The sequence below is a fragment of the Neptuniibacter sp. 2_MG-2023 genome (genome assembly GCF_030547495.1).
Classification (GTDB): domain Bacteria; phylum Pseudomonadota; class Gammaproteobacteria; order Pseudomonadales; family Balneatricaceae; genus Neptuniibacter.
In genome coordinates, this window is record NZ_JAUOQC010000001.1 from 279939 (window position 1) to 305002 (window position 25064).

General features: G+C 42.7%; 22 protein-coding genes. 6 read left to right on the forward strand and 16 right to left on the reverse strand.

The features are described 5' to 3' along the window. Positions 1-57 precede the first annotated feature (57 nt). Positions 58-1464 carry a cytochrome c oxidase accessory protein CcoG gene (ccoG, locus tag Q4486_RS01285; RefSeq protein ID WP_303416031.1) on the forward strand — a complete coding sequence of 469 codons (1407 nt, stop codon included), beginning with the start codon at positions 58-60 and terminating at the stop codon, positions 1462-1464. Positions 1465-1562: 98 nt separating this feature from the next. Here ccoG and Q4486_RS01290 read toward each other — a convergent pair whose 3' ends face one another. From Q4486_RS01290 to cysD, 12 genes are all read right to left on the reverse strand, one after another. Then, positions 1563-1829, reverse strand: a complete 267-nt coding sequence (locus Q4486_RS01290; protein ID WP_067862253.1) for a GIY-YIG nuclease family protein — start codon at positions 1827-1829, stop codon at positions 1563-1565. 691 nt (positions 1830-2520) lie between these two features. After that, entirely contained in the window at positions 2521-3156 is a 636-nt protein-coding gene (gene nth / locus Q4486_RS01295; protein ID WP_067862255.1) for an endonuclease III, read from the reverse strand. 25 nt (positions 3157-3181) lie between these two features. Then, complete coding sequence (locus Q4486_RS01300) at positions 3182-4144, reverse strand: diguanylate cyclase (protein ID WP_303517776.1); 963 nt, start codon at positions 4142-4144, stop codon at positions 3182-3184. Continuing rightward, positions 4141-5121 (reverse strand): response regulator, encoded by a 981-nt coding sequence (locus Q4486_RS01305; protein WP_303517777.1) that lies wholly within the window; start codon positions 5119-5121, stop codon positions 4141-4143. The genes Q4486_RS01300 and Q4486_RS01305 overlap by 4 nt, the downstream gene beginning before the upstream one ends. 129 nt (positions 5122-5250) lie before the next feature. Then, complete coding sequence (locus tag Q4486_RS01310) at positions 5251-5952, reverse strand: electron transport complex subunit E (protein ID WP_067862261.1); 702 nt, start codon at positions 5950-5952, stop codon at positions 5251-5253. Continuing rightward, a complete protein-coding gene (gene rsxG, locus Q4486_RS01315; protein WP_303517778.1) occupies positions 5952-6599 on the reverse strand; it encodes an electron transport complex subunit RsxG in 648 nt (215 codons plus the stop codon). Before rsxG ends, Q4486_RS01310 begins: the two co-directional genes overlap by 1 nt. Further along, positions 6599-7660, reverse strand: coding sequence for an electron transport complex subunit RsxD (rsxD, locus tag Q4486_RS01320; protein ID WP_303517779.1), 1062 nt, complete (start codon positions 7658-7660; stop codon positions 6599-6601). The genes rsxG and rsxD overlap by 1 nt, the downstream gene beginning before the upstream one ends. Before the next feature lie 14 nt (positions 7661-7674). Next, complete coding sequence (gene rsxC, locus Q4486_RS01325) at positions 7675-10617, reverse strand: electron transport complex subunit RsxC (RefSeq protein ID WP_303517780.1); 2943 nt, start codon at positions 10615-10617, stop codon at positions 7675-7677. After that, the gene (rsxB, locus tag Q4486_RS01330; protein WP_303416023.1) at positions 10617-11213 is read right to left on the reverse strand and encodes an electron transport complex subunit RsxB; all 597 of its coding nucleotides are present in this window, start codon (positions 11211-11213) and stop codon (positions 10617-10619) included. Before rsxB ends, rsxC begins: the two co-directional genes overlap by 1 nt. A 10-nt stretch (positions 11214-11223) precedes the next feature. Next, positions 11224-11805, reverse strand: a complete 582-nt coding sequence (gene rsxA / locus Q4486_RS01335) for an electron transport complex subunit RsxA (protein WP_303416022.1) — start codon at positions 11803-11805, stop codon at positions 11224-11226. A gap of 182 nt (positions 11806-11987) precedes the next feature. Further along, the gene (gene cysN, locus Q4486_RS01340) at positions 11988-13685 is read right to left on the reverse strand and encodes a sulfate adenylyltransferase subunit CysN (protein ID WP_303517781.1); all 1698 of its coding nucleotides are present in this window, start codon (positions 13683-13685) and stop codon (positions 11988-11990) included. Positions 13686-13815: 130 nt separating this feature from the next. Continuing rightward, the gene (gene cysD, locus Q4486_RS01345; RefSeq protein ID WP_303416020.1) at positions 13816-14733 is read right to left on the reverse strand and encodes a sulfate adenylyltransferase subunit CysD; all 918 of its coding nucleotides are present in this window, start codon (positions 14731-14733) and stop codon (positions 13816-13818) included. A 292-nt stretch (positions 14734-15025) separates the two neighbouring features. On the opposite strand from cysD, the gene Q4486_RS01350 reads away from it, so the two are divergent. The 5 genes from Q4486_RS01350 to cysG all read left to right on the forward strand — a co-directional run bounded on the left by Q4486_RS01350 (position 15026) and on the right by cysG (position 20551). Further along, positions 15026-15811: a sulfite exporter TauE/SafE family protein gene (locus tag Q4486_RS01350; RefSeq protein ID WP_303416019.1), complete on the forward strand. Its 786-nt coding sequence runs from the start codon at positions 15026-15028 to the stop codon at positions 15809-15811. Between the two features lie 61 nt (positions 15812-15872). Beyond that, positions 15873-17531 (forward strand): nitrite/sulfite reductase, encoded by a 1659-nt coding sequence (locus Q4486_RS01355; protein ID WP_303517782.1) that lies wholly within the window; start codon positions 15873-15875, stop codon positions 17529-17531. Further along, on the forward strand, positions 17515-18003 hold the full coding sequence (locus Q4486_RS01360) for a DUF934 domain-containing protein (protein WP_303416017.1): 489 nt from the start codon (positions 17515-17517) through the stop codon (positions 18001-18003). The genes Q4486_RS01355 and Q4486_RS01360 overlap by 17 nt, the downstream gene beginning before the upstream one ends. 38 nt (positions 18004-18041) lie before the next feature. Beyond that, the gene (locus Q4486_RS01365; RefSeq protein WP_303416016.1) at positions 18042-18764 is read left to right on the forward strand and encodes a phosphoadenylyl-sulfate reductase; all 723 of its coding nucleotides are present in this window, start codon (positions 18042-18044) and stop codon (positions 18762-18764) included. A gap of 362 nt (positions 18765-19126) precedes the next feature. After that, positions 19127-20551, forward strand: coding sequence for a siroheme synthase CysG (gene cysG / locus Q4486_RS01370; RefSeq protein ID WP_303517784.1), 1425 nt, complete (start codon positions 19127-19129; stop codon positions 20549-20551). Positions 20552-20688: 137 nt separating this feature from the next. Here cysG and Q4486_RS01375 read toward each other — a convergent pair whose 3' ends face one another. From Q4486_RS01375 to Q4486_RS01390, 4 genes are all read right to left on the reverse strand, one after another. Further along, positions 20689-20871: a PCP reductase family protein gene (locus Q4486_RS01375; RefSeq protein ID WP_067862288.1), complete on the reverse strand. Its 183-nt coding sequence runs from the start codon at positions 20869-20871 to the stop codon at positions 20689-20691. A 250-nt stretch (positions 20872-21121) separates the two neighbouring features. Continuing rightward, the gene (locus Q4486_RS01380; protein ID WP_303517787.1) at positions 21122-22414 is read right to left on the reverse strand and encodes a DEAD/DEAH box helicase; all 1293 of its coding nucleotides are present in this window, start codon (positions 22412-22414) and stop codon (positions 21122-21124) included. A gap of 280 nt (positions 22415-22694) precedes the next feature. Then, positions 22695-23660 carry an alpha/beta hydrolase gene (locus Q4486_RS01385; RefSeq protein ID WP_303517789.1) on the reverse strand — a complete coding sequence of 322 codons (966 nt, stop codon included), beginning with the start codon at positions 23658-23660 and terminating at the stop codon, positions 22695-22697. Positions 23661-23899: 239 nt separating this feature from the next. Further along, entirely contained in the window at positions 23900-24997 is a 1098-nt protein-coding gene (locus Q4486_RS01390) for a hypothetical protein (protein WP_303517791.1), read from the reverse strand. Positions 24998-25064: the final 67 nt, after the last annotated feature.

The window sequence follows — 25064 nt, forward strand, 5'->3', positions numbered from 1 at the left end:
CTATCTTTTTATCTCTGTACATTATGCAGCTATCAGTAATTAGAAAAGTGCGTCCTGATGAAACCATCTAGTAGTAATCAAATTCCCCTAACCTCCCTTTGTGAATCCGCTCCACTGCCTGGGAATGGAAAGTTTCATGTAAAGCTTGTAGAAGGCTTCTATCAAAACTTACGACGCTTAACGAGCTGGCCCTTACTGGCCCTATTTTTCACCCTGACCTGGGTACGTATAAACGGGCAGCCACTTATCATGTTCGACTTTGATGCCCACCGTATTTTTCTGTTTGGCACTGAACTATCTTGGTATGATCTGCCTGCCCTTGCAGGCATCATGATTTGCGGGGCCAGTTTGTTATTCTTTATGGCGGTCGGTTGGGGACGTGTTTGGTGCGGATTTGCTTGCCCACAATCAATATGGACTTGGTTATTTATTCGTATCGAAGATTTAATTGAGGGGCGTGCTGCAAAACGCTCTCGATCAGATCAGCAATCACTCAATAGCCAAAGGCTCTTTAGGCGGGTTATCAAACATAGTCTTTGGTTAATACTATCCTTTATTACGGCTATTACCTTCTGCGGCTACTTCACACCTATAGATCAATTAATCCAAGATCTGCTTCATTTTGATCTCTCCCTTTTCGGCCTATCATGGATCATTATTATGTCCCTCTTAACCTACGCTAATGCTGGCTTAGTAAGAGAGAAGGTTTGTTTGCATATGTGCCCCTATTCACGTTTTCAAGGGGTTATGTTTGATGAAAAAACTTACACTGTGGCCTACAACCCTGCTCGCGGGGAGCCTAGACAGCACTTAAGAGGCCAAGAAGAAAACGCTGGGGACTGCGTAGATTGTGGGATTTGCGTCCAAGTATGCCCTACAGGAATTGATATACGAAATGGCCTTCAAGCCGCTTGTATCGATTGTGCAGCTTGTATTGATGCCTGTGATTCTGTAATGGTTAAATTAGGTAAAAAAACGGGCCTGATTGACTTTTATTCAGAACAGGCACTCTCAACATCAAACCTTATTGAGTCTCAGAAAGATAAAACCCGCTCTTTACTAAGACCACGACTACTAGGTTACTTAAGCATCTGTATTGCCACAGCTTGGGGAGTCACTTATACACTACAAAATAAGACTGAATTGATCATAGAAATTGCTCGGGATAGAGCTTCACTTTATCAAGTCACTGAAGGGCTAATCTGTAATCACTACCATCTTGAACTCGAAGCTTTCACTTCTCGCATAAAGCAGATTTCCGTTGCTATTACCGCCCCAAGCTCTTCCATTCCTTTACAACTCATCGGCCCTAATCATCTGAATTTGATCGATCAAAGTACAACAACACTTTACAAAGTTTGTGCGCCAAATCACATGCTACCAGCAAAAACAGATATTACCTTTATGCTGACATCAGATTCCTTCAGCGCTTCGAAAAATAGTACATTTTTAGCGCCTAGATAATTAGGCCTTACCACTAGGCGAAGAGTTAACAAACATACTAGAGAGACTGATCAAAATTATGGTTTAGCACATATAAACTAAGAGAAAAACTCGAACGATCAATCTACAAGGCGCAGCTTTTCAGCCCTAGATAACTTTTTGATCGCCGCTTCACGTTGACAGGCTGATGATTGATCGGGTTGCTCTTCACGCCATACCATTTGAACCGGTCGGCGCACTCGTGTGTATTTAGCCCCTCCCACTAAATCACCATTATGCTGACGTAAGCGGCGCTCTATATCAGTTGTTACTCCTGTATATAATGTGCCATCAACACATTTCACTATATAGACATACCAACGACTCAGGCCTGTATCCTTAACCATTTATTATCTAATCATCGCATTAAAGTTTCGTAGGATTTTACATGAAAATTGATGCTATCGATCATCTCTCTAACAGCAACTAACCTTAGGATAACAGAAAACAAATCGACACAATTTGTGTAAAGGCTTTGAGTCAAAAGCCGCACAACCTACACTAGACAATACTGATCCCTGCTTTATGACAACGCTCCCTGAAATGACCTGATGAGCTACCGAAATAGCTTAGATATCTAGATAAAAATCTTATTTACATTTCTAAGCATATAAATATTTTAAAAAGGAATGTAAGGACATACTTTCCTTAAAAAGGCCGCGTTTTCTAGGGTTAAAAAAGTCAAGATAAAAAATTAAGTCCACACCTATATATAATAGCTACATAGTGTGGATAAAAATCTAAGCCATCTTTTATATTTAAACGGCAAAAACTATAACCTATTGATTAAAATAAACTTTCTAAAAAGATCAGATAAACACCAAAAAGCTCAATGCCTTATAAAACAAGGCTTCCAGCAATCTACCCAAAACTTATCCAACAACTTATACACAGATAAACTGAGTAACTTTAACACCCACTTAGCTGCACTATTACATTCCCATGAAATCAAGAGGTTATAACAACTAAATAGTGAGTTAGCTAAACAGAAACGAGTACGGAGCTAAAGGTGAAAATCTATTGAAAATAAATACCGACTTAGATATCGGTTTTATCTTTATACTCACAGAGGTCTTCAATAAGGCAGGCACCGCATTTGGGTTTTCTAGCCACACAAATATAACGTCCATGAAGAATTAGCCAGTGGTGGGCATCAATCAGGAACTCCTTAGGAATAAAACGCATAAGCTTCTGCTCAACTTCATTAACATTTTTTCCCGGTGCAATTTTAGTGCGGTTAGATACCCGGAAGATATGCGTATCAACAGCCATCGCAGGCTGCCCAAAAGCAGTATTTAAAACGACATTGGCGGTTTTACGCCCCACACCTGGCAAGGCTTCTAAGGCTTCACGCGTATCAGGTACAACTGAATCATGTAGCTCCACCAGCATTTTGCAGGTTTTGATTACATTTTCAGCTTTGGTATTAAATAAGCCAATGGTTTTTATATATTCCTTTAAGCCATCAACACCTAAGGCATAGATTGCTTCGGGAGTATTGGCAACGGGATACAACTTTCGAGTCGCTTTATTGACCCCAACATCGGTGGATTGGGCAGACAAAATAACAGCAATCAGCAATTCAAAAGGGGAGCTATACTCTAGCTCAGTGGTGGGATGAGGGTTCTCGTCTCGCCAACGAGAAAATATTTCGTATCGCTTTTGTTGGTTCATTATTTGTAATTAGGCATTAAAAATTTTATGAGTCAAAAAGGGTAACCTTATTGCGTCCATTTTGTTTGGATTTATATAAGGCCTTATCTGCTTGCTCTAACCAAGCAGTAGCACTCTGAACTTCTAGATCAATTTCAGACACACCTAAACTAATAGAGCAGTTAATCTGATGCTCACCATATTGCACGCTGAGTGACGCAACATTTTCACGTAACCTTTCAGCAAAGATCATCGCATTGATACCGTTAGTACCAGTGAGGATAGCCCCAAATTCCTCACCACCATAACGTCCGGCAATATCAGTCTTACGTGCCTGCGCCTGTAAGGCCTGAGATATTACGCGAATAACCTCATCACCCGCCTGATGGCCATAAGTATCATTCACTTTCTTAAAGTGATCAATATCAAACATAACGAGTGAGCTAACAGACTCTGTTCGGCTATAACGCGCATACTCTTGGTTTAAACACTCTTCCCAGTACCCACGGTTATATAAACCGGTTAGCCGGTCTTCGCGGCTTAATTTTTTCAGCTTTTTGTTAGCGTCTTCTAATGCAATTTGCCCTGTTGCGGTATCTGTTACGTCGTAGATCAAAATACCTATATGATCAACATCGCCTGTTGGAGAGGTTAGCGGAATCAAGGTAATATTTTGATACATAAATTTAGAATAACCTGTAATAGGACGGTTATTCTTAAAATGAAAAAGATAAGGACGCTGCTCCCACGAAATATAAGCGGGATTTCTTAATAAAAAAACTGACTCGAGTTTCTGATTTAACCAATTCGCTGGCAATTCTGGAAACCTTTTGAAAAGGTTTTCACCTGCAACATTTTGAGCTGGGATACCTGAATGGTTTGCCATAAAGCCATTCCACAATTTAATGCAGGCTTGACGATCAATAACAACTAAACCTACCTCCAAATTCTGGATTAAACCTAAAGTCCAGTGCAGATCGTCAATCTCATTTAAGGCGGTCCCATTCATGAGAAGTAACTCGCTATAGTTTGTAGTTTAACGAGTGAGTCCTGTGTAAACACTAACATAAGCTCACAGCGGGTATCATGCTCATCCATCTGATAATCGATTGTGATCATCAAGCTTTGATCCCAATTCTCTGCTTGCTCATCGAACCCAAGAAAGTCACGTAGGATATAAGGAGTTGCTTTACTAAATTCAATATCGAGCTGCTTTGCAAAACTGGTTAGGAAAGCACCGATCAAGGCATTTGATAATGACATAAGAAGCTCAGACGTTCGGAACGTCCCTGAATCTTGGAGATCCATAAGTGTAGCAACTTTATCAAAATTACTTTTTTCAATTAATAAAAACGCCTCTCCTGCAACCCCGCCACCGATAAAACCTTGGCTAATCAGCTCATACTCATTATCTTGAGCAGTGACAAGCCTGCTCTGTAAGCTTTGCGGGTCAACCATAGCTACAACGGGAATTGGAAGATGGACGAATGTATTCAGTAGCCTAGCAAGCATCTCTCCGGCTTGCCCCATCGCTATATTGGCTATCTCTTTATAATATTCAGGTAGTCCGATCTCAGACGGTTCTTCAGAGGAGCTCTCAGCTGTCTGCTCTAACTCAGTCAGAAGCCCAAAACGATTTAAAACTTCAGCAATCTTCTCTGGGGTTGTTGGCTTACTGATGAATTCAAGGGCACCTAATGCCAGCACACGCTCTCTGGCTTCTGATTGGACATCACCAGAAATAACGATAACCATGGTGGGTAAGTCATCTTTACGGATGCGCTCTAAAACCTGATAACCATCCATAAGCGGCATAGTTAAATCAAGAAATAGAATATCGCCTTTTCCTGCCCGAACGGCTTCAAGCCCTGCCAAACCATGTTCAGCAAACGTCACCTCAACATTCCATCCACTCAGGACAGAAGCCATTTGCTTACGTGCTAAGCTCGAATCATCACAAATTACAACCGGAACAGGCTGGCTCACATTACACCTTAGATACAACTTAAGAAAATGCTTTAGTAGGTAAGCCTAAAGGATAGCCTAAAAGAACACAATTAACTCTACGTATAATTACTGAACGCTCAATCATTATAGCATATATAACTTATTACATTATCCAGTCACACGCACCCGCTCACGGCGCGGGCTTGGACCAGTTTCCCGTTCAGCTTTACGTGCTTGTATGCGCGCATCGATAATATTTTTTAGCGCTATAATCAGCCCCATACCAACAAAAGCACCGGGCGGTAAAATAGCAAAAAGAAAACCGGGATAGTCTTCAACTAAAATTATTTTCCAATTTTCAGCTATAGGGCCAAAAAGAAGATGCATGTCACTAAAAATCATTCCTAAGCCTAATGCTTCCCTCATTGCACCCAGTAGTACTAATACTGCGGTAAACCCCAACCCCATCATTAAGCCATCAAGCAGTGAGGCCTTAACTGGATTTTTACAAGCAAAAGCATCCGCACGCCCCATGATTGCGCAGTTAGTCACAATCAGGGGAATAAAAATCCCTAAGATAAGATAGAGCTCATAAGTAAAGGCCTTCATTAGTAATTCAATCGCCGTTACAAACGAAGCAATTATCATCACAAAAATAGGCAAGCGAACAGAATCCGGAACAAATTTACGGAAAGCAGAAACCGTCAGATTAGATCCCATCAAAACCAAGGTACTTGCTACCCCTAGACCTATAGCATTAACAACAGAGCCGGTTACAGCTAAAAGCGGACATAGACCAAGTAACTGAACCAGTGCAGGGTTATTGCCCCACAATCCATCATGAGTGATTTTTCTATAATCAGTAGCCATTAGCGAGCGACCTCTGTAATTCTGTCTTCAGTTAGATCTAATAACTCTGTGCGGTGTTCGGCAAAATAATCAAGTGCGCGCGATACCGCGCCAACAATCGCTCTCGGTGTAATCGTTGCACCCGTAAACTGATCAAATTCGCCACCATCTTTCTTAACGGCCCAACGCGAGTCACTGCTACCTTGTTTCGACAATCCGTTAAAGCTATACACCCAATCAGATTTTTTAGTATCAACTTTATCACCTAACCCGGGTGTTTCTTTATGGGTTAATACACGAACCCCCGCCACAGAGCCATCTGCATTAATGCCTGCGATCAACGTAATGATTCCACTATAACCATCAGGGGCAACTAAAGGTAAAATAACCGAGGTAACTACACCATTTTTACGCGCTCGATAAACAGTTACAGGATCTGAGTGGCCCTGCAAAGTTGGTGCGACTATTTCAACAGTATCTTCAAGTAGATCATTATCTATAGATGAGCGAGGCACTATTTCATATAGTGCTTTTGCCTTCTGCTCTCTCTCATTTTGAGCAATACGGTCAACGGTTGTTACTTGTGTCGTTGCTATAACAGCAGCACAAACGACAGCAAACAAACTAATCGCAATAGTGCTAGTACGGAGAGCGCTTAACATCTGCATTAGGCACCTCCTTTCATGCCGCGTTTAGCTTTTGCATGCCCATAAGAACGAGGCTGAGTGTATTGATCAATAAATGGCGCTGAAAGATTCATCAACAATACGGCAAAAGCAACCGCATCTGGATAGCCTCCCCAATCACGAATAACAAAAATCAAAAGACCTATGCCTATACCGTAGACAACCTTACCTTTGTTACTTGTAGCGGATGTCACAGGATCAGTGGCAATAAAGAAAGCCCCTAGCATTGTTGCGCCTGCGGTAAGGTGAAAAAATGGATCAGCAAATTGATAGGGATCGATAGCATAAAATACTGCCGCTATAACCCCTAAGGTCGCAAGAATAGCTAAAGGTGTATGAATCGTTAATACTTTACGGTATATCAAAAATACCCCACCCATAAAGTAAGCCGCACTAACCGCATGCCAAGCGCCCATACCTTGCGCTAACACAGGCGCATTCGCCCATACCTCTTCTGTAGTTTGTCCACCTCGATGACGCATGGCATCCAAAGGCGTTGCCCCTGAATAACTATCGATCATGGCGGGTTCAATACCTGAGAAGATAAGCTTAAACGTGTCAACAAATCCCATAACATGCCAGCTTTGACCATCCTCAACCATCAAAAATGGCATAGTCCAGCTTGTCATAGAGACAGGAAAGGAAATAAGTAATAGCGCATAAGCAACCATAGCGGGGTTAAAAGGGTTTTGCCCTAACCCTCCATACAAATGCTTAGCAATCACAATAGCAACAAACACCCCGACCATCGTCACCCACCACGGCAGGAAAGGAGGTAAAGCAAGTCCTAGCAATAACGCAGTGACTACAGCACTGTAATCTTTAAGATAGAAACCCAATGGGCGCTTACGCATTTTAACCACAATAGCTTCAAATACGACCGCTAACAAACAAGCCCAAATGACGTTAATTAAGGTGCCCCAGCCAAAAAAGAAGGTCATTGCGGCCAAGCCTGGCAAAGTAGCAAGCACAACTAAACGCATCACATCTGTAGCGTTAACAGCTTTATGAAGATGAGGTGAGCTGGTACGTATCAGCGCCATTGGTTAAATCTTCCTCAATCAGTAAAACGACTTAGTGTCTGGTTCAATTGTTCAGATTTCTGTTGTGCAACGATTAACTGCTGCTCTATATCTGTCAGATCATCCGTTTGTTCTTCTCGCGCTTTCTCTGCGGCTCTTTCAGCTTTAGTCACCGCTGCTCGCGCCATAGCGGCATCGACTTTCAACTGTTTGAGATCAACCCCTTCTGCAGCGGCTTTATCGAGCTGGATCTTCTCATATTCATCCAACTTAACTTTCGCCTCTTCATGCGCAAGAGTAAGACGCTCTACTTCAGCTTTAAGTTCAGACTGATTATCATCTTCCGCTTCATCTAAAGCAGTTTGTGCTTTCTTCAGTTTAGTTCTCATAATAGAGACTTGCTGTTTTAACACTTTAGGATCAATAGGTTCTGGCTCAACAGGCACACCACCAGCCTGTACAAACGCCTGCGTTAACTGATCCAACTTTGACTGAAGCTTTTCAACACCTGCCTGCATTTTTTCTGCTGCAGGACTATTTGACGCCTGTGCATTAACTAATGCACTTTTAGCCTTCTCGACTTTAGTGGAGAGTGTTTCTATCTCTGCCTTTAGCTCGTCTAACTGGGAAGTATTACTCCCAGTAGAAGGAGCTAGCGCTTGTTCATAACAGGCTTGAGCTTCTTCATACTTAGCTTGTAGTTTTTCCACTCCAGCTTTCATTTTGTCTGCCGTTGGACTAGAAGATGCTACTGCTTGATCTAAGGCTGTTTGAGCTTTAGCTACTTTGGCCTGTAATGCCTCCGCATCAACTTTCAACGCTGCAATCTGTTCTGCAGAAAGTGGCTTGATGGTAACTGAGCTATTTTGAGACGTCTCTTTCTCATACTCCGCTTTACAAGCTTCATATTTAGACTGAAGTTTTTCGACCCCTAACTTCATTTTTTCAACAGCGGGGCTACTTCCAGCAATGGCAACATCAAGAGCTTTACGTGCTTTTTCAACTTTACCTAATGCGGCTTCCATTTCAGCTTTAAGCTCATCGAGCTTAGCACTGTCCTGAGCCGGTGACTGGCCACCTGATTCAGCTGCATCATAAGCCGCTTGAGCCGTTTCAGTTTTAGCTTTCTGCTCGACTAGTTTAGCTTTAAGATCAGCTAAATCACCTTCACCACTTTCCTCAGCTTTCGCGAGCGCTTTTTCCGCTTGCTTTAACTTTGTCCGTGCGACCGCAGCATTGGTCTTAAGCTGTTTAATATCTACTACTGGTTCGGAAACGGCTGGGGCATTCAACGCTTGATCATAAGCTTCCTGAGCGGCTTGCGCTTTTGCTTCTAGCTCAGTCACTGTAACTTTGAGCTTATCTTGACCTTCAAACCCTTTTTCTTCGGCATTTTGTAAAGCTTTTTGCGCTTTCTTCAATTTAGTTCGAGAAACAGCTGCAGCAGTTTTTAATGTTTTAAGGTCAGGCTCGGCTGAAACCGCCTGTTCAGATTCTGAATGCAGCTCAGCTTTATCTTTTTTCACTGCTTGGGCTTTAGCCGCATCTTCTGCTCGCTGTTTTCTGCGCAGTTCTTTTTCTATCTTCTCTTGCTCTAGACGGGCTTGCCTTGCCTCAAAGCGCTGTCTTGCATGATCAGCTTTCCGCTGCTCAGACTCCTCTTCACGAATCTCAGCTTTTGCAAAACGATAATATTGCACCAAAGGTAGATTACTGGGGCAAACATAAGAGCAAGCGCCGCATTCAATACAATCAAACAGATTGTGATGCTTCGCTTTTTCAAACTCTTTCCCTTTAGCAAACCAATAGAGCTGCTGCGGCAATAACTCAGCGGGGCAAACCTGTTCGCACATACCACATCGGATACATGGGTTAGCTGGCGGTGCTGGCGGCATCTCAGCATAAGTGGCAGCGATAATACAGTTAGTTGTTTTAATCATGGGTATAGACTGATCATCTACAGTGAACCCCATCATTGGCCCACCAATAACCATCCGATACAGCGCTTGCTCATTCACGCCTGCAGCGTCCAGCAGTGTTTTCAAAGGTGTGCCAATTAACGCTCTCATATTGTGTGGATGGGCTAAGGCTTCTCCTGTTAGCGTCACAATACGAGAGATCAACGGCATACCTTCATACACCGCTTCATAGATCGCTGCTGCAGTACCAACATTTTGACAAACAATACCTACATCAGCAGGAATGCGGCCACTAGGTACTTCAATACCCGTCAGCAGTTTAATCAGTTGTTTTTCACCACCTGATGGATAGATAGTAGGAACAACTATAATATCCAGATTCAAAGAGGTATTTTTAGCCGCTAACTCTAATGCGCGAATAGCTTGAGGTTTATTATCTTCAATACCAATCATCACATGATGAGGGTTTAGAAGATGAGCAATAATCTCAATACCTTTAATTACATTGTCGGCATGCTCTCGCAGCAACATATCATCAGCGGTGATATAAGGTTCACACTCCATGGCATTAAGCACAAGTGTATTAACTATATGATCATCACCCAGATGTAGTTTCACATCAGTAGGAAAGCCTGCCCCCCCCATACCGCTTATGCCATGATGCCGAATAAAATCAATCAGCGCCTGCTTAGGTATAGCCGTATAATCATCTAAACCTTGATGATCGCCCCACTGATCCTTCCCATCCGTTTCAATCACAATGCAGGGGGCCTGCATTCCTGAAATATGCGGAACAGGCCGTTTTTCAATGGCTATAACTTTACCTGAACTTGGCGCATGGACATTAACACTGATACGCCCAACCGCTTCAGCAATCACTTGCCCTTTTAGGACACAATCACCGACAGCAACAACAACCTCAGATGGCGCACCTATATGTTGTGACAGCGGAACGATAAGCTCAGCAGGGATCGGCGCAGTTTGAATCGCTAGTCCGGTGCTACGTTGCTTATTTTCAGGAGGATGCACACCACCATGAAAAGAGAACTGAGTACTCATTAAGCTGTCCCCTCTTCCGCTACTTCGCCACGAAGGTCAGTTACAATAAGCTGTACACCCGGCTTAGGCATATCCCACTTCCAAGTATTCAGGGTCGTTTCAACTGGCAACATATCTATACAATCAACAGGACAAGGCTCAACACAGAGATCACACCCCGTACATTCCGAGACAATCACTGTATGCATCTGTTTAGCCGCACCTAAAATAGCGTCTACAGGGCACGCCTGAATACACTTAGTACAACCAATACATTCATCTTCACGAATATAAGCAACCGTTTTGACCGGCTCTTCTTCGACACCACCATCAAGAGGAATCGCTTCGACATCAAGTAGATCCGCCAGCGCTTCCACTGTGCTTTGCCCACCGGGAGGACACTTATTGATGGCATCTCCGTTAGCGATCGCCTCTGCGTAAGGTCGACAGCCTGGATAGCCGCACTGGCCACATTGCGTCTGCGGCAGGATAGCATCAATTTGATCGACAATAGGATTCCCTTCAACACGAAAACGCACCGAAGCAAAACCAAGCAATAAACCGAAAGCTAAAGCCAGCCCCAACAAAGCAAGAACGGCAATTAAGATGTAATCCATTATGTGCTCCCTAAATCTGAACCAGACCAGTGAAGCCCATAAAGGCTAAAGACATTAGACCCGCTGTCACCATACCAATAGCTGCACCTTGGAAAGGTACTGGCACATCAGCTACAGCGATACGTTCACGCATCGCTGAAAACAGGATTAACGCTAAAGAAAAACCAACCGCTGCTCCAAAGCCATAGACAATGGAATCAATAAAGCCGTTCACTTTCTTGATATTAAGTAAAGCGACCCCTAAAACAGCACAGTTAGTCGTAATCAATGGCAGAAAGATACCCAAAACTTTATAGAGTAAAGGGCTCGTTTTACGTACAACCATTTCAGTGAACTGCACAACGACCGCTATCACTAAAATAAAGGTAATTGTTTGCAAAAACGCTAAGTCTAAAGGCTGAAGCAAATAAGTGAATGCCAAATAGCTACATACCGATGACAGAGTCAGTACGAAGGTCGTTGCCAGAGACATGCCCATAGCAGTCTCCAACTTATTGGAAACCCCCATAAAAGGACATAGCCCTAAAAACTGAACCAGTACGAAGTTATTCACCAGTACCGTGCTGATAACAATCAGAAGATAATCTGTCATAAACCTATAACTAACTAAATAGCATTTACGAAATGCGATCGAAGGCTCACGCTCGAAAGCGACCACTTAAAATAAAACCAGAATACTCTAAAGTTTACCGCTTCTGATAAAATTTAGGTATAGGGCAATCCTGACTTAGCGCAAAGAACAGGAAGGTCAAATAACCTCCCTTTATACACTATTTAGGTCAATGCTTGCTGCTTCAGCTTCTCTATCGCGGCTTCCAACTGAGCAGATGCTGTATCACCCGCTAACTGATCTAATTGAAGGTTAAGTGCCCCCTCAAGACTTGCATCAGTTTCAAGTATTGAAATCAAACCTGCTGTATTTAATAACCCATCTAATGCCGATAGATTACCATTCAAGCTCGATAGTTGAGCTTGATTAAAGGCAACAACAGCACGTCCTTGTTCAAACAATACCGCTTCCAAACTAAATAGTATCGTTTGACGCTGTTCGTCAGTACCACCAGATACAGTAATAGTAGCCGCCTGCTGGCCTAAACGAATTACGCGATCTGCAGCTGATACTTTTGACTCATTAACAAGGTTACTGTCTAGATCTATCACTTGCTGCGAACCATCATTAATGATCATTCCCGCAGCAACCGTTGCATTGGTTAAACGATCAACAATGATAAATGATCCTGTGCCGTGATGAGAGCGATAATCATCGGCAACTACTGGACGCTCAAGCGTAATTTCACACCGACCAATTTCATTTAACTCAAGGGTACTAACAGCACTTTCTTCAAGCGTATTAACATCGATGCGGTTACGAACATTGCTAATACCACCCGCAACACGGGTTGTATTCAATTTAACTTCATATTGACGGCCGGCTTGCATCGCCTCTTCTGACATCCAAACAACCATGGCATCAAACCGATTCGTACTTGCTGGTACTGCGTCGGTATGAACCAATATATCACCACGTGATATATCAATTTCATCTTCCAATGTCAGCGTTACTGCCATTGGTGGGAAAGCTTCTTCAATCTCGCCTTCGAAGGTAACAATCGACTTCACTTTACTCGATTTGCCTGATGGTAAAACGGTCACTTCATCCCCTGGACGCACGATACCAGAGGTCAACGTACCACAATAACCACGGAAATCTAAGTTAGGACGGTTTACATACTGTACAGGGAAACGAAGTTCATCGAAGTTTTTATCGTTTGCAATCTCAACATTTTCTAGAGTTTCCATTAGAGGATTGCCATCAAACCAACTCATTGGCTCTGATGCAGTCACAACGTTATCGCCTTTAAGTGCAGAAATTGGCACAAATTGAATATCAGGTAGATCAAGCTGCTCGGAAAATGCCAAATATTCGGCTTTAATCTCTTCAAAGCGCTCTTCGCTGTAATCCACTAGATCCATTTTGTTAATAGCAACAATGGTATGTTTGAGTCCTAACAAAGAAACAATAAAACTGTGACGTCGTGTCTGGACCTGCACACCGTAACGAGCATCAATCAAAATGATCGCTAGATCACAAGTAGAGGCACCGGTCGCCATGTTACGAGTGTACTGCTCATGCCCCGGTGTATCCGCTATGATAAATTTACGTTTTGAGGTAGAAAAGTAACGATAAGCTACATCAATAGTGATCCCTTGCTCACGCTCCGCTTGAAGGCCATCAACCAACAGCGCTAAATCCAATTCTTCGCCTGCATTACCCACACGTTCATTATCTTTTTGAATCGCTGCAAGTTGATCTTCATAGATCATTTTTGAATCATGTAACAAACGCCCAATCAATGTAGATTTACCGTCATCTACACTACCGCAGGTCAAAAAGCGTAGCAGTTCTTTATTTTCATGCTGATGCAGATACTCTTGAATATCAGTGGCAATCAGATCACTGTGGTAACTCATTTTTTTCTCCTCGGAGAAGCCCTATGTCTATACAGACATAACACCTAAATAATCATTTCAGTATTAACACCCTAGCGCGGGTAAAAACACACAGCGCCAGTCGTCACAAAGCTATCAAGATGAAGAAAGTTTAGAAGTAGCCTTCCATCTTTTTCTTCTCCATTGAACCTGAACTATCGTGATCGATTGCACGACCTTGGCGCTCAGAGGTAGTCGTTAGCAACATCTCTTGAATAATATCCGGCAAAGTAACAGCTTCTGACTCCACAGCACCGGTTAGAGGGTAACAACCCAATGTACGGAAACGCACGCTCTTCATCTCTGGCACTTCACCCTCTTTTAAAGGTAAGCGATCATCATCCACCATAATCATCATGCCATCACGCTCAACAACAGGACGTTTTGCTGAGTAATAAAGAGGAACAATCGAGATATCTTCTAAATAGATGTACTGCCAAATATCTAGCTCAGTCCAGTTCGATAGAGGGAATACACGAATACTTTCACCTTTATCAACACGGGTATTAAATACATTCCAAAGCTCTGGACGCTGAACTTTAGGATCCCAACGGTGGTTTTGGTCACGGAAGGAGAATACACGTTCTTTCGCCCTAGACTTTTCTTCGTCACGACGGGCGCCACCAAAAGCAGCATCAAATTTATACTTATCTAAAGCCTGCTTAAGGCCTTGAGTCTTCATGATATCTGTGTGTTTAGAGGAGCCATGAACAAATGGGTTAATACCCATATCAACCCCTTCCTGATTAACATGAACAATCAGATCCATACCCGCTTCCGCAGCCATCTTGTCGCGAAATTCAATCATCTCTTTGAATTTCCATGTGGTATCCACATGCATAAGCGGAAAAGGAGGTTTACCTGGCGCAAACGCTTTACGTGCCAGATGCAGCATCACTGCAGAATCCTTACCAACCGAATAAAGCATGACTGGGTTATCGAATTCTGCGGCTACTTCACGGATGATATGGATGCTTTCAGCTTCCAATTGTTTCAGGTGCGTTAAGCGATGTTCAGGTAAGGCACTCATCAGTAAATACTCTTTCTATTAAACGGTATGGACTAGAACCTGAATGCACAGGTATAGCTATCCAATATTGCGGCGCATTATGGCAGCTCCCCAGATAAAACACAAAAGAATATATAATTACTTTTTAATAACCAAATAGAATAAAGAGAACATCAATTAAGCCTCTTTATATTACCAACCTCACTACTAGGCTATTTATTCCTTTTTGATATAATAAGATTTCTAATTATTATTTTGAGTTATAACAAAACAACTATATCATGCCGCCAGTTATTCGTGGACAGGTATACTCATGGAACTTGCATACAGCTTTGCTGGATTGGTTGTTGGCTTTATTGTGGGACTCACCGGTATTGGTGGGGGCGCACTAATGACGCCTATACTTATCGTAGTATTTGGCATTCCACCAATTATAGCCGTCAGCACCGATTTACTTTACGCAGCAGTAACTAAATTTGGTGGCGCAATAACTTATGCCCGCAAGAAACTAATTGCATGGAAAGTTGTCTTATTTCTACTTGCGGGAAGTATTCCAGGAAGTCTATTCACATTAAATTACTTAGAAGGACTAGGCGGACTAGAAAAGATAGAACATCTAATGAACCTGACATTAGGTATTTCTCTTGTCTTAACCTCTATTGCAGTTTTTTTAAGAAATAAGATTCGCAATCAAGCCATAAAGTGGCAACATAGCGCCGCGGCCAAACATGCAAAAAAATGGCGCCCTTTTTTCACAATAACAATGGGTCTTATTTTAGGCTGCTTAGTAACGCTATCGTCTGTAGGCGCTGGCGCATTAGGCACCGCATTATTAATCGTTTTATACCCACGAATGAGCATGCAAAACATTGTGGGCACAGATCTCGTTCACGCAGTTGTACTAACAGCAATTGCGGGCGCAGGTCACTACCAGATGGGCAGTGTAGATCTAAGCCTACTGGTTTACCTATTACTAGGTTCGTTACCGGGAGTATTTTTAGGTAGCCATATTGGCACTCGCCTATCTCCAACGGTCATACAACCTATTATGGGATCAGTTCTGTTAGCCATCGGCCTGCGTTTCGTAATTGCAGGTTAAATAAACCCTAAAAGTGAGGTGTTTAGCTGATAAATCAGCTAAACAAGGGAAATAGTTAGTTATGTATCAGTATAACGAAGTTGACCAACAACTGGTTAATGAACGCGTTGAGCAATATAGAGATCAGACCCGCCGTTATTTGGCCGGAGAGCTATCAGAAGATGATTTCTTAGCACTTCGCCTAATGAATGGACTATACGTACAGCGCCACGCACCTATGTTGCGTGTTGCAGGCCCATATGGCATGTATAACTCAACCCAACTACGTAAACTGGCACATATTGCCCGCACTTACGACAAAGGTTATGCACATTTTACAACACGGACCAATATTCAGTTCAATTGGCCTAAGTTAGAGGAAGTGCCTGATATTCTAGCCGAATTAGCTAGCGTACAGATGCACGCTATCCAAACATCCGGCAACTGTATCCGTAACACAACAACAGACCAATTTGCTGGCGTAATTGCAGATGAGATTGAAGACCCTCGCCCTTACTGTGAGATTATTCGTCAGTGGTCTTCTCTACATCCAGAGTTTGCTTATCTACCACGTAAATTCAAAATTGCGGTATCAGCAAGCCCTACTGACCGAGCAGCGACACAAGTACACGACATCGGCTTACACATCGTCAAGAACGAAGCTGGCGAAGTAGGATTTGAAGTACTTGTTGGTGGTGGTTTAGGCCGTACACCAGTTATCGGTAAACAGATTCGTCCGTTCCTTGCGAAAGAAGATTTGTTGTCATACTTAGAAGCGATTGTACGTGTGTACAACCTAAACGGTCGCCGTGATAACAAATACAAAGCCCGAATCAAAATATTAGTTCAAACCATGGGTATTGATCAGTTCCGTGAGCTAGTCGACGCTGAATGGGAACAGATACGTGATACAGATTTAAAACTACCTAGCACAGAGATTGATCGGGTAAAAACATTTTTCACTCCGTTTGAATATGATCAAACAGCTAAGGACGATACGACACTTGAGCAAAAGCTTGTTGAGGATGATGCGTTTCGGACTTGGTATGAACGTAATACGGTTAACCATAAAGTAGCAGGCTACCGCATTACTTATATATCGCTAAAACCTTATCTAAAACCAGCCGGCGATGTCACTGACCAACAGTTGGACCTTATTGCTGATTTGGCAGATAAATATAGCTTTGGTGAAATTCGTGCGACACACAACCAAAACTTAGTTTTGGCTGATGTGAAAAACAGTGATTTATACGCCGTTTGGCAGATACTGACAGACGCCAACCTTGCACGACCTAATATTGGCACATTAACCGATATGACCGTTTGCCCTGGGGGTGACTTCTGCGCCTTAGCTAACGCTAAAACACTCGGTATTGCAGACCAGATCAACCGTAAATTTGAAGATATGGATTATGTCCACGATCTAGGTGATCTGAAACTTAATATGTCCGGTTGTATCAATGCCTGTTCTCATCACCACGTTGGCCACATCGGCATTCTAGGTGTAGATAAAAAAGGTGAAGATTGGTATCAAATCACCTTAGGTGGTGATGATGGCTCCAATGCAGCCTTAGGTAAAGTAATGGGTAAATCTGTTGCCTCAGACGAAGTCGCAGATACTCTCCAAAAAGTAATCGAAGTTTACGTTGAAAATCGTTTTGAGAATGAACGCTTTATCGACACATTCCAACGTATTGGAATGGCACCATTTAAGGAGTACGTATATGCCCCTGCTAATTAATCGTGAAGTAGTTGCAGACAACTGGTCTTTACTAAATGAAGAAAGTTTCGCACCAGAAGCAACACTAAGCTCAGGCGATATTATCGTACCTTATGCTTTGTATTTAGAACATAAAGCGCGACTCGCCGAACATGATGGACAAATCGCACTTCAAGTAAATGGCGATGACGACCTAACCGAGCTTCTGGAAAACCTTGATCAATTTCCTATGATTGCGATCGACTTTCCTATTTTCCGCGATGGCCGAGGTTTTAGTATTGCTCGCATACTCGTTCGCGCGGGCTATAAAGGTGAAATTCGTGCGACCGGTGATATTGGCAGAGATCGACTTGCTTATATGGAACGCTGCGGTTTTACCGCTATACAAGTTGCTGATGATCAATTTAAACCTGAGATGCTAGATGCATTTGGTGAGATCAGTAATTTTTACCAGAGCGCTACCGATAATATTCGTGCGGTATATCACCAATAAGCATTGGCCGAATAATAGTGACGGTGAGGGTCCCTATCATGAGTGAACAAATCAGTTCCGAATTACAAAGCAAAGTCATCGCAGCAGCGGCCTTACTCAACAAAGGCTTAAGCGACTATGATGGTTCAATTGTCTTTGCTAACAGTCTTGGCGCCGAAGATGTTGTTATCGCTGATTTAATCAGCAAAAACTGCCCTAACATCAGAAACTTCGTGCTAGATACAGGCCGCCTACCTGAAGAAACGCTTAAACTTTTGACGGATGTTCAAGCCCACTACCCCAACCTAAAGGTTGATGTGTATTACCCAGAATCTGCGGATGTGGAAGGCTTTGTTGCTGAAAACGGAGTCAATGCTTTTTATGAATCACAAGCCCTGCGTAAAGGCTGCTGCTTTGTTCGTAAAATCAAGCCGCTAAAACGCGCTTTAGCAGACAAAAAAGCATGGATTACAGGTTTACGCCGCGAGCAATCTGTAACCCGTGACGAGATTCAATTTGAAGAGTGGGATGAAGGCAATAATATGCACAAACTCAACCCTCTAGCTGATTGGTCAGAAAAAGAAGTTTGGGCCTATATAAAAGCCAACAACGTTCCTTACAACGAACTACACGATAAACATTATCCGAGTATTGGTTGCGCACCTTGTACCCGTGCCATATCTATGGGTGAAGATGTTCGTTCGGGTCGCTGGTGGTGGGAAAACCCTGAAAATCGCGAATGTGGTTTACACCCAGCTACCCCCTTGAATTTTAAGAATTAAACCGGCTCTAGGTCAAACGGAGTTTGACTTGGACAGGAGACCATTCTGCACCTATCTTACAACTCACAAAATTGCAGCGTCTTTAAATTTAAAGACGCTGCTCTATCATTAGATAGGTTGCAGATTTATATCTTACAGTTCGCTAATAACAGCTTAAATCTAATAAACCCATCTGCTCCTATGAATACAGCAGTAAAAATAACAATATCTTATTAGATTATATAAAGACCCCATGCAGCATCTTCCCTATACTATATATTTTCGTATTCTCCATTGAGTCTCTCAGTTTGATAACCCCTAATTTGGCTTCTACTGTTAAACTATAGAGACTGAGAATCTGCTTTAATGCTGGAGTAACATTTGTGGATTATTTACCTCTTTTTTTCAAACTCACTGATAAAAATGTACTACTCGTCGGCGGCGGCAATGTAGCTTTACGCAAAGCCCGCCTGCTTTGTCGATCAGGTGCGAGTGTAACGGTCATAGCCCACCATGTATGCGATGAACTCCAACAACTATTGGATGAGTCCTCAGGGCTATCCATTATAGGCGAATACCACGCAGATCTACTTAAAGATAAGATTCTTGTAATCGCCGCAACCGATGACCAAAAACTAAATGAGCGCGTGCATTTTGATGCGGTTGATCGCAACCTACCCGTCAATGTCGTAGACAGCCCAAAACTATGTACATTTGTCTTCCCAGCGATCGTTGACCGTTCTCCAGTCGTGATAGGTATATCATCTGGGGGTAGCGCCCCTGTACTTGCAAGACTGTTAAGAGCGCGCTTAGAAACATGGATTCCTAAGTCTTACGGCAAACTAGCAAGCATTGCCAATCATTTCCGGGATCGTGTAAAAGCAAAGTTCAGTACGGTGAATCATCGCCGCGTCTTTTGGGAAAACGTTCTACAAGGACAAATCGCTGAAAAGGTATTTGCTGGCCGAGATGCTGAAGCTATAGAGCTCATAGAAAATAAAATCGCACATGATGACCCTGATCACCAAGTCGGCGAAGTTTATCTTGTAGGTGGGGGGCCAGGTGATCCTGAGCTGCTCACCTTTAAAGCTTTACGTTTAATGCAGCAAGCCGATGTAGTGCTTTACGATGCTCTTGTCTCTGAGGCCGTATTAGATCTCTGCCGACGCGATGCTGATCTTATCTTTGTTGGTAAAAAACGTGATAACCACGCCCTGCCTCAAGAAGGTATCAACGATCTATTGGTAAACCATGCACAACAAGGGAAACGAGTTGTACGCTTAAAAGGAGGTGACCCCTTTATCTTTGGCCGTGGCGGTGAAGAGCTAGAAACCCTTAAAGCTAATAACATCCCTTTCCAAGTTGTACCCGGTATAACCGCAGCGAGCGCGTGTTCCACCTTCGCAGGCATTCCGTTAACCCATAGAAATTATGCGCAATCGGTCAAGTTTGTTACGGGTCAGCTCAAAAACCGCACTACCGATCTAAACTTCCACGAACTGGTTCATCCTAATCAAACTGTCGTCTTCTATATGGGTCTTCATACCTTACCGATTCTAAGCAAAAAACTTATCGAACATGGCAAGCCTGGAGATACACCAGCAGCGATTGTTTCCCGTGGGACATTGGCAGATCAGAAGGTTTTAACAGGCACGTTAGACACATTACCTGAGCTACAAGAGAAAGCCCAATTACCCGCTCCCGCATTAATTATTGTAGGAGAGGTTGTTTCCCTTCATGAGAACCTTAGCTGGTTTGGTGAAGAGGTACTGGCGCAAAATCTAACACCTGTAAAGGCTGAGGAGTAAGCAAGCACTAAAGCGCTGTGGTCAGGATACACTACGCTGCTTAATAGGGGCTATCCATTCAATAGATTGGCATAGCCACCCGATAGAAACCCTTAGTCACTCTATTTAGAGTAAAATAGAGATCGGACTAGGGGCGATTATTTGCTCTGTGAATCCATCTGTTTTTGTTTAACTTGATCAAGTAGCTCAACCGTTACCTTAGTTAAACCATTATTCCGCGCTGCTTTTTCAACCTTGTGGCGAATAAGTTTTCGTACAAAAAAAGGCGCTGCATCAACTCGTTCCTTGGCTGCCGGTTCCCACTCTAGTTTTTCTGCCATTCTTTACACCACTCTATAAAACTATATTGCGAAGCCGAGCATTATACGCCGACATAAAGATAAACCAAGCGGAAGAATAACCCTAAGAAACAATAAAGAGTTATCCATTTTTTCTGTTGATAACTCTGTGCATTGCTTGGGGGGATAACGCTTAAAAGCCCTATTAACAGGGGCTATAGAAATATGTTCACAATCTAACACATCCCCACTAGACCAGTGAATAAGAGCAAATTCAATCCGATATTGATGGCTATTTTTTAAACAAAGAAGGTCTTACCGCTTTGACAGATAATGTGCTTTCATACTTCTCTTGTGGCGGGTATTTGTCTTTATTGCGCTGTGGCTTCGAACGCTTTTTCTTAGGAGGCCTTAAACTTTCAGAGGACTCGATAAAAGCTCCATTCTCTATATAAGGAACTGGGCGTAGTTTTATTTTCTGCTTAATCAACCCTTCTATTCGTTTCAAAAATTCGCGCTCAGCTGGGGACACTAAGGAGATAGCTTCACCCTTCTCCCCCGCTCGTCCTGTACGGCCAATACGATGTACATAAGCTTCAGGAACATTAGGTAGATCATAGTTCACTACATGAGGCAGAGATTCAATATCAAGACCACGGGCAGCCACATCTGTAGCTACTAAAATCTGCAGCTCCCCTGAGATAAATTCACCCAACATGCGGATTCTTTCCCGCTGGGTTTTATCCCCATGTATAGCCGCTGCATCGATTCCCTCTTTTTTCAGGTAATCAGTTACTTCATCGACCCGCTTTTTAGTGCGAACAAATACTAAAGCCTGTCCCCATTTACCCTCTTTAATTAAGTAACTCAACACATCGGCTTTATCACTATTATCAACCGCATATGCAAACTGCTTGATCTGACTCGCCGTCGAGTTACGGGGATTTACTTTGACTTTTTTGGGGTTATTGAGATAAAAATCAGCTAGCACTTCGATGCTTTCGTCAGCGGTAGCAGAAAACAACAAGGTTTGGCGGGGCTCTGCCGCATACTCCATGATTTTCTTAATCGGTTCGATAAAACCTAGATCCAACATACGATCTGCTTCATCTAAAACCAAAAATTCTAAATGAGCTAAGCTAATCACTTTTTGCTGAATAAGATCCAATAAACGACCGGGAGTTGCGACCAGTATATCCGCCCCACGTTTTAGTTTTCGAATCTGATTATCAACCCGCACACCACCATAGATAGAGATCACTCGCATGCCTAGAGCCTGCCCGTATTCCAGCGTGCTATCACCAACCTGAATAGCGAGCTCTCGTGTAGGCGCAAGCACTAAAGCTCTAACATGCCTGTATTCAGGTGACGGAGCCGTCTTGCTAAGCATCTCAATAATAGGTAAGGCAAAACTCGCTGTCTTCCCCGTACCCGTTTGTGCCTCCGCAAGAAGGTCCTCACCTCGTAAAACCAGTGGGATCGCCTTTGCTTGAATCGGCGTTGGCTTTTTATAACCAAGCATCTGCAAGGTTGCTTGCAGTTCAGGACACAAAGCTAAATCAGAAAAAGAGGCTACATCGCTCATTCAGGTAGAAACCATCCAGAAAATCATTTGAATCTTATTTTACCTTATCTCTTCTCAACAACGCAGCGTTTTAAGTACTGACACATTAAACCTCAACCCTTTATCTATTAGATATTCACTCTCATTACAAAAAGCCTGTACAGATGGGCCCAATGATAAGCCTATTGATAACAAGGAAATCCTAAAACTAGATAGAGAAACTAAGATTGAACCAGCAGCCTAAAAACAAAAAACCAGACATTTTATGTCTGGTTTTTTTATGATGCGAAAAAGAAACAGATTATTGCGCAGCTTGGCGCTTCTCTCTCCAGCGCTGCAACAATCCTTTGCGAGGTTCTTCAGCGGTAATCGCTGGCTCACTCATAATCATCGCCTTCGCATTAGCATCTAAGCCACTCATAAAAGCTTCAACCTTAGATGTATAGTCATTATTATCACCCAAAGTCTCATTCATCTCTTTATGGGATAACTTCTTACTAACCACAGAGGCTTTAACGCCTATCGAACTCGCTTTAGCAGCAAAGGCATTAGCTTGAGTACATGCCCCCTTACGGCTTGAAGAACAAGTAATTAAGAAAGGTGGTGCATCTGATTTCAACTGATGTAAAGGCGATGCCTTAACCCAAAAATCTGAACTTGCACCAAAGGCATCGTCATAAAAGCCATAATGTCTTGCACCCATAATAGTAGGTACATCTAACACAGCACTATCCAACAAAATGGTGCCTAACCAAGACTGACCACCCATCGCTTTGTGCGCACTGATAGAAGATGATACTAAACCAAGAAGGTGAGCACCGGCAGAATGACCCATTAAGATGAACTTTTCTGGATCTCCACCCCAACTTTTAGCTTTATTTTGAGCATAGATTAACGCGTTACGTACATCGTCCGCCTGCTGCACAGGGTCTGTAGCTCTAGGTAATAAACGATAGTTCACCGAGATAAAGATAAATCCAGCAGGGAGCCAACGCTCTAACTTATTCTGAATTACGCTTTTTGATTCTTTATCACCCATTTTCCACGCACCACCATGCACCATAAAAACAACAGGAGCATTACTTAAACCATCACGTGTATAGACATCAAACTTATTAGCTCGATCAGGACCGTAGGATATATTTTTAAATGTTTTTATATCACTAGTCCCATAATCTGTAGATGTTTGCCCAGTCACACAAACACTCAAGCTGAGAAAGCTAAATAATAAGATCAATCGCTGGATTACTATATTTTTGCAAAACATCTAATACCTCCTAACGCTTTAATCTGTATTCGAATCAAAATTGATCGGTACATTTATTAATTAAAGCGCATATCAATGGACAATTGACGTTACAAAGCCCCAAATACAAAAACCATCTAATGTAGATACAGAGAAAATGAATTTAATAGATTTACGCGCATTAGAATCAACACCCACTAAGCCATAAGAGCATAGCTCAGCATCAGGTTAACTAACTTAACAACGTGCAAACCTAGTAGTTATAGCGTGACCGAAAATAAGTACAGCCGTTCAATGACAGGCTTTGTGTCAGTCAATACTGTCGACAACTGCTGTAACACCGCTAACGTACCCGAAAACACAGCAGGTGTTTCTACTCGCGGCTGCGCCCAATCATAGAGGGGATCGCCCGTGGGATGAATAAGGAAAGCTGTATGATTAAACGTAAGGCCGTAATCACTACTTTCCACCATCTGTAGCTGCTCCCCTACGTTAAAGATGAGGAATATACGTCCATCGCTGTGCTTAGCAACTTGGCTATACGTCGCTTGATGTGGGTTACCCAAAATATAATTAGCGCTCCACTCCGCAGTAGCCCCATCAAAACGATAATAAACTAAGCGTTTTTCAACAGGCCACACAAGGTGGATATTACCTTGCTCATCAACCATTGCACTGTAATGACTTCCATAAGGGTCATCAGAACTTGTCCCCGTTGACTCTAATACAACAGGCGTCGTCCAAGAGCCATCTTTATTTTTTTTAACAAAATTCAACGTGCTATGTGCTATACCATCTTCTTCAGAAACATCCGTATAAATTAACCCCATACCGGTTTCTAAGCTTAATATGCGTCCGGCTTTTGCAGGTCGCTTATTTCTATGGCCCCACGTTTCTGTAGACATCCATTTCAATAACGGGTGACCACTTGAATAACCAACCAGCTGCACAACATTATTCAGGCTTGTTTGGGTAAAGACTACATGTAAGGTTCGATCTGATCCCATCGCTATGGTAGGGGCACTCGGTGTTTGAATACTGTCCTTAAAAATACGACGTGTTTTTAAGTTCCACCACGTAGAGGTCAAAACGTCATAGCTTAAACGTGAGTACCACACTTGCTTGTCACAGCTATACACAATATGGAGATAATTTTTATCTAGTACCATGTCCGCCGTGGACTCAGAATTACTGCAATTGAGATCAATAACCTCTTCCCACTCAGCCTGCCCCTTATGTTTAACCATTAAAGCAAGGGCACCTTTAGATTCCTCATCACGGTTACCCACATTAATTAATAAATGCTGTACACCGTCATCCGTTATCAGGAAACGCTCTTGATGAATATACGAAGTCATTCTCTCTGCCGTACTGGATAGATCAGTGAAACCTTGCGATATTAGTGCAGCACTAGATACGGCTGGA

Excerpts from the sequence above, each read along its gene's own strand:
- ccoG (WP_303416031.1), top strand. The coding sequence starts at position 58 with ATGAAACCATCTAGTAGTAATCAAATTCCCCTAACCTCCCTTTGTGAA.
- Q4486_RS01290 (WP_067862253.1), bottom strand. The coding sequence starts at position 1,829 with ATGGTTAAGGATACAGGCCTGAGTCGTTGGTATGTCTATATAGTGAAA.
- nth (WP_067862255.1), bottom strand. The coding sequence starts at position 3,156 with ATGAACCAACAAAAGCGATACGAAATATTTTCTCGTTGGCGAGACGAG.
- Q4486_RS01300 (WP_303517776.1), bottom strand. The coding sequence starts at position 4,144 with ATGAATGGGACCGCCTTAAATGAGATTGACGATCTGCACTGGACTTTA.
- Q4486_RS01310 (WP_067862261.1), bottom strand. The coding sequence starts at position 5,952 with ATGGCTACTGATTATAGAAAAATCACTCATGATGGATTGTGGGGCAAT.
- rsxG (WP_303517778.1), bottom strand. The coding sequence starts at position 6,599 with ATGCAGATGTTAAGCGCTCTCCGTACTAGCACTATTGCGATTAGTTTG.
- rsxD (WP_303517779.1), bottom strand. The coding sequence starts at position 7,660 with ATGGCGCTGATACGTACCAGCTCACCTCATCTTCATAAAGCTGTTAAC.
- rsxC (WP_303517780.1), bottom strand. The coding sequence starts at position 10,617 with ATGAGTACTCAGTTCTCTTTTCATGGTGGTGTGCATCCTCCTGAAAAT.
- rsxB (WP_303416023.1), bottom strand. The coding sequence starts at position 11,213 with ATGGATTACATCTTAATTGCCGTTCTTGCTTTGTTGGGGCTGGCTTTA.
- rsxA (WP_303416022.1), bottom strand. The coding sequence starts at position 11,805 with ATGACAGATTATCTTCTGATTGTTATCAGCACGGTACTGGTGAATAAC.
- cysN (WP_303517781.1), bottom strand. The coding sequence starts at position 13,685 with ATGAGTTACCACAGTGATCTGATTGCCACTGATATTCAAGAGTATCTG.
- cysD (WP_303416020.1), bottom strand. The coding sequence starts at position 14,733 with ATGAGTGCCTTACCTGAACATCGCTTAACGCACCTGAAACAATTGGAA.
- Q4486_RS01350 (WP_303416019.1), top strand. The coding sequence starts at position 15,026 with ATGGAACTTGCATACAGCTTTGCTGGATTGGTTGTTGGCTTTATTGTG.
- Q4486_RS01355 (WP_303517782.1), top strand. The coding sequence starts at position 15,873 with ATGTATCAGTATAACGAAGTTGACCAACAACTGGTTAATGAACGCGTT.
- Q4486_RS01360 (WP_303416017.1), top strand. The coding sequence starts at position 17,515 with ATGCCCCTGCTAATTAATCGTGAAGTAGTTGCAGACAACTGGTCTTTA.
- Q4486_RS01365 (WP_303416016.1), top strand. The coding sequence starts at position 18,042 with ATGAGTGAACAAATCAGTTCCGAATTACAAAGCAAAGTCATCGCAGCA.
- Q4486_RS01375 (WP_067862288.1), bottom strand. The coding sequence starts at position 20,871 with ATGGCAGAAAAACTAGAGTGGGAACCGGCAGCCAAGGAACGAGTTGAT.
- Q4486_RS01380 (WP_303517787.1), bottom strand. The coding sequence starts at position 22,414 with ATGAGCGATGTAGCCTCTTTTTCTGATTTAGCTTTGTGTCCTGAACTG.
- Q4486_RS01385 (WP_303517789.1), bottom strand. The coding sequence starts at position 23,660 with ATGTTTTGCAAAAATATAGTAATCCAGCGATTGATCTTATTATTTAGC.
- Q4486_RS01390 (WP_303517791.1), bottom strand. The coding sequence starts at position 24,997 with ATGACTTCGTATATTCATCAAGAGCGTTTCCTGATAACGGATGACGGT.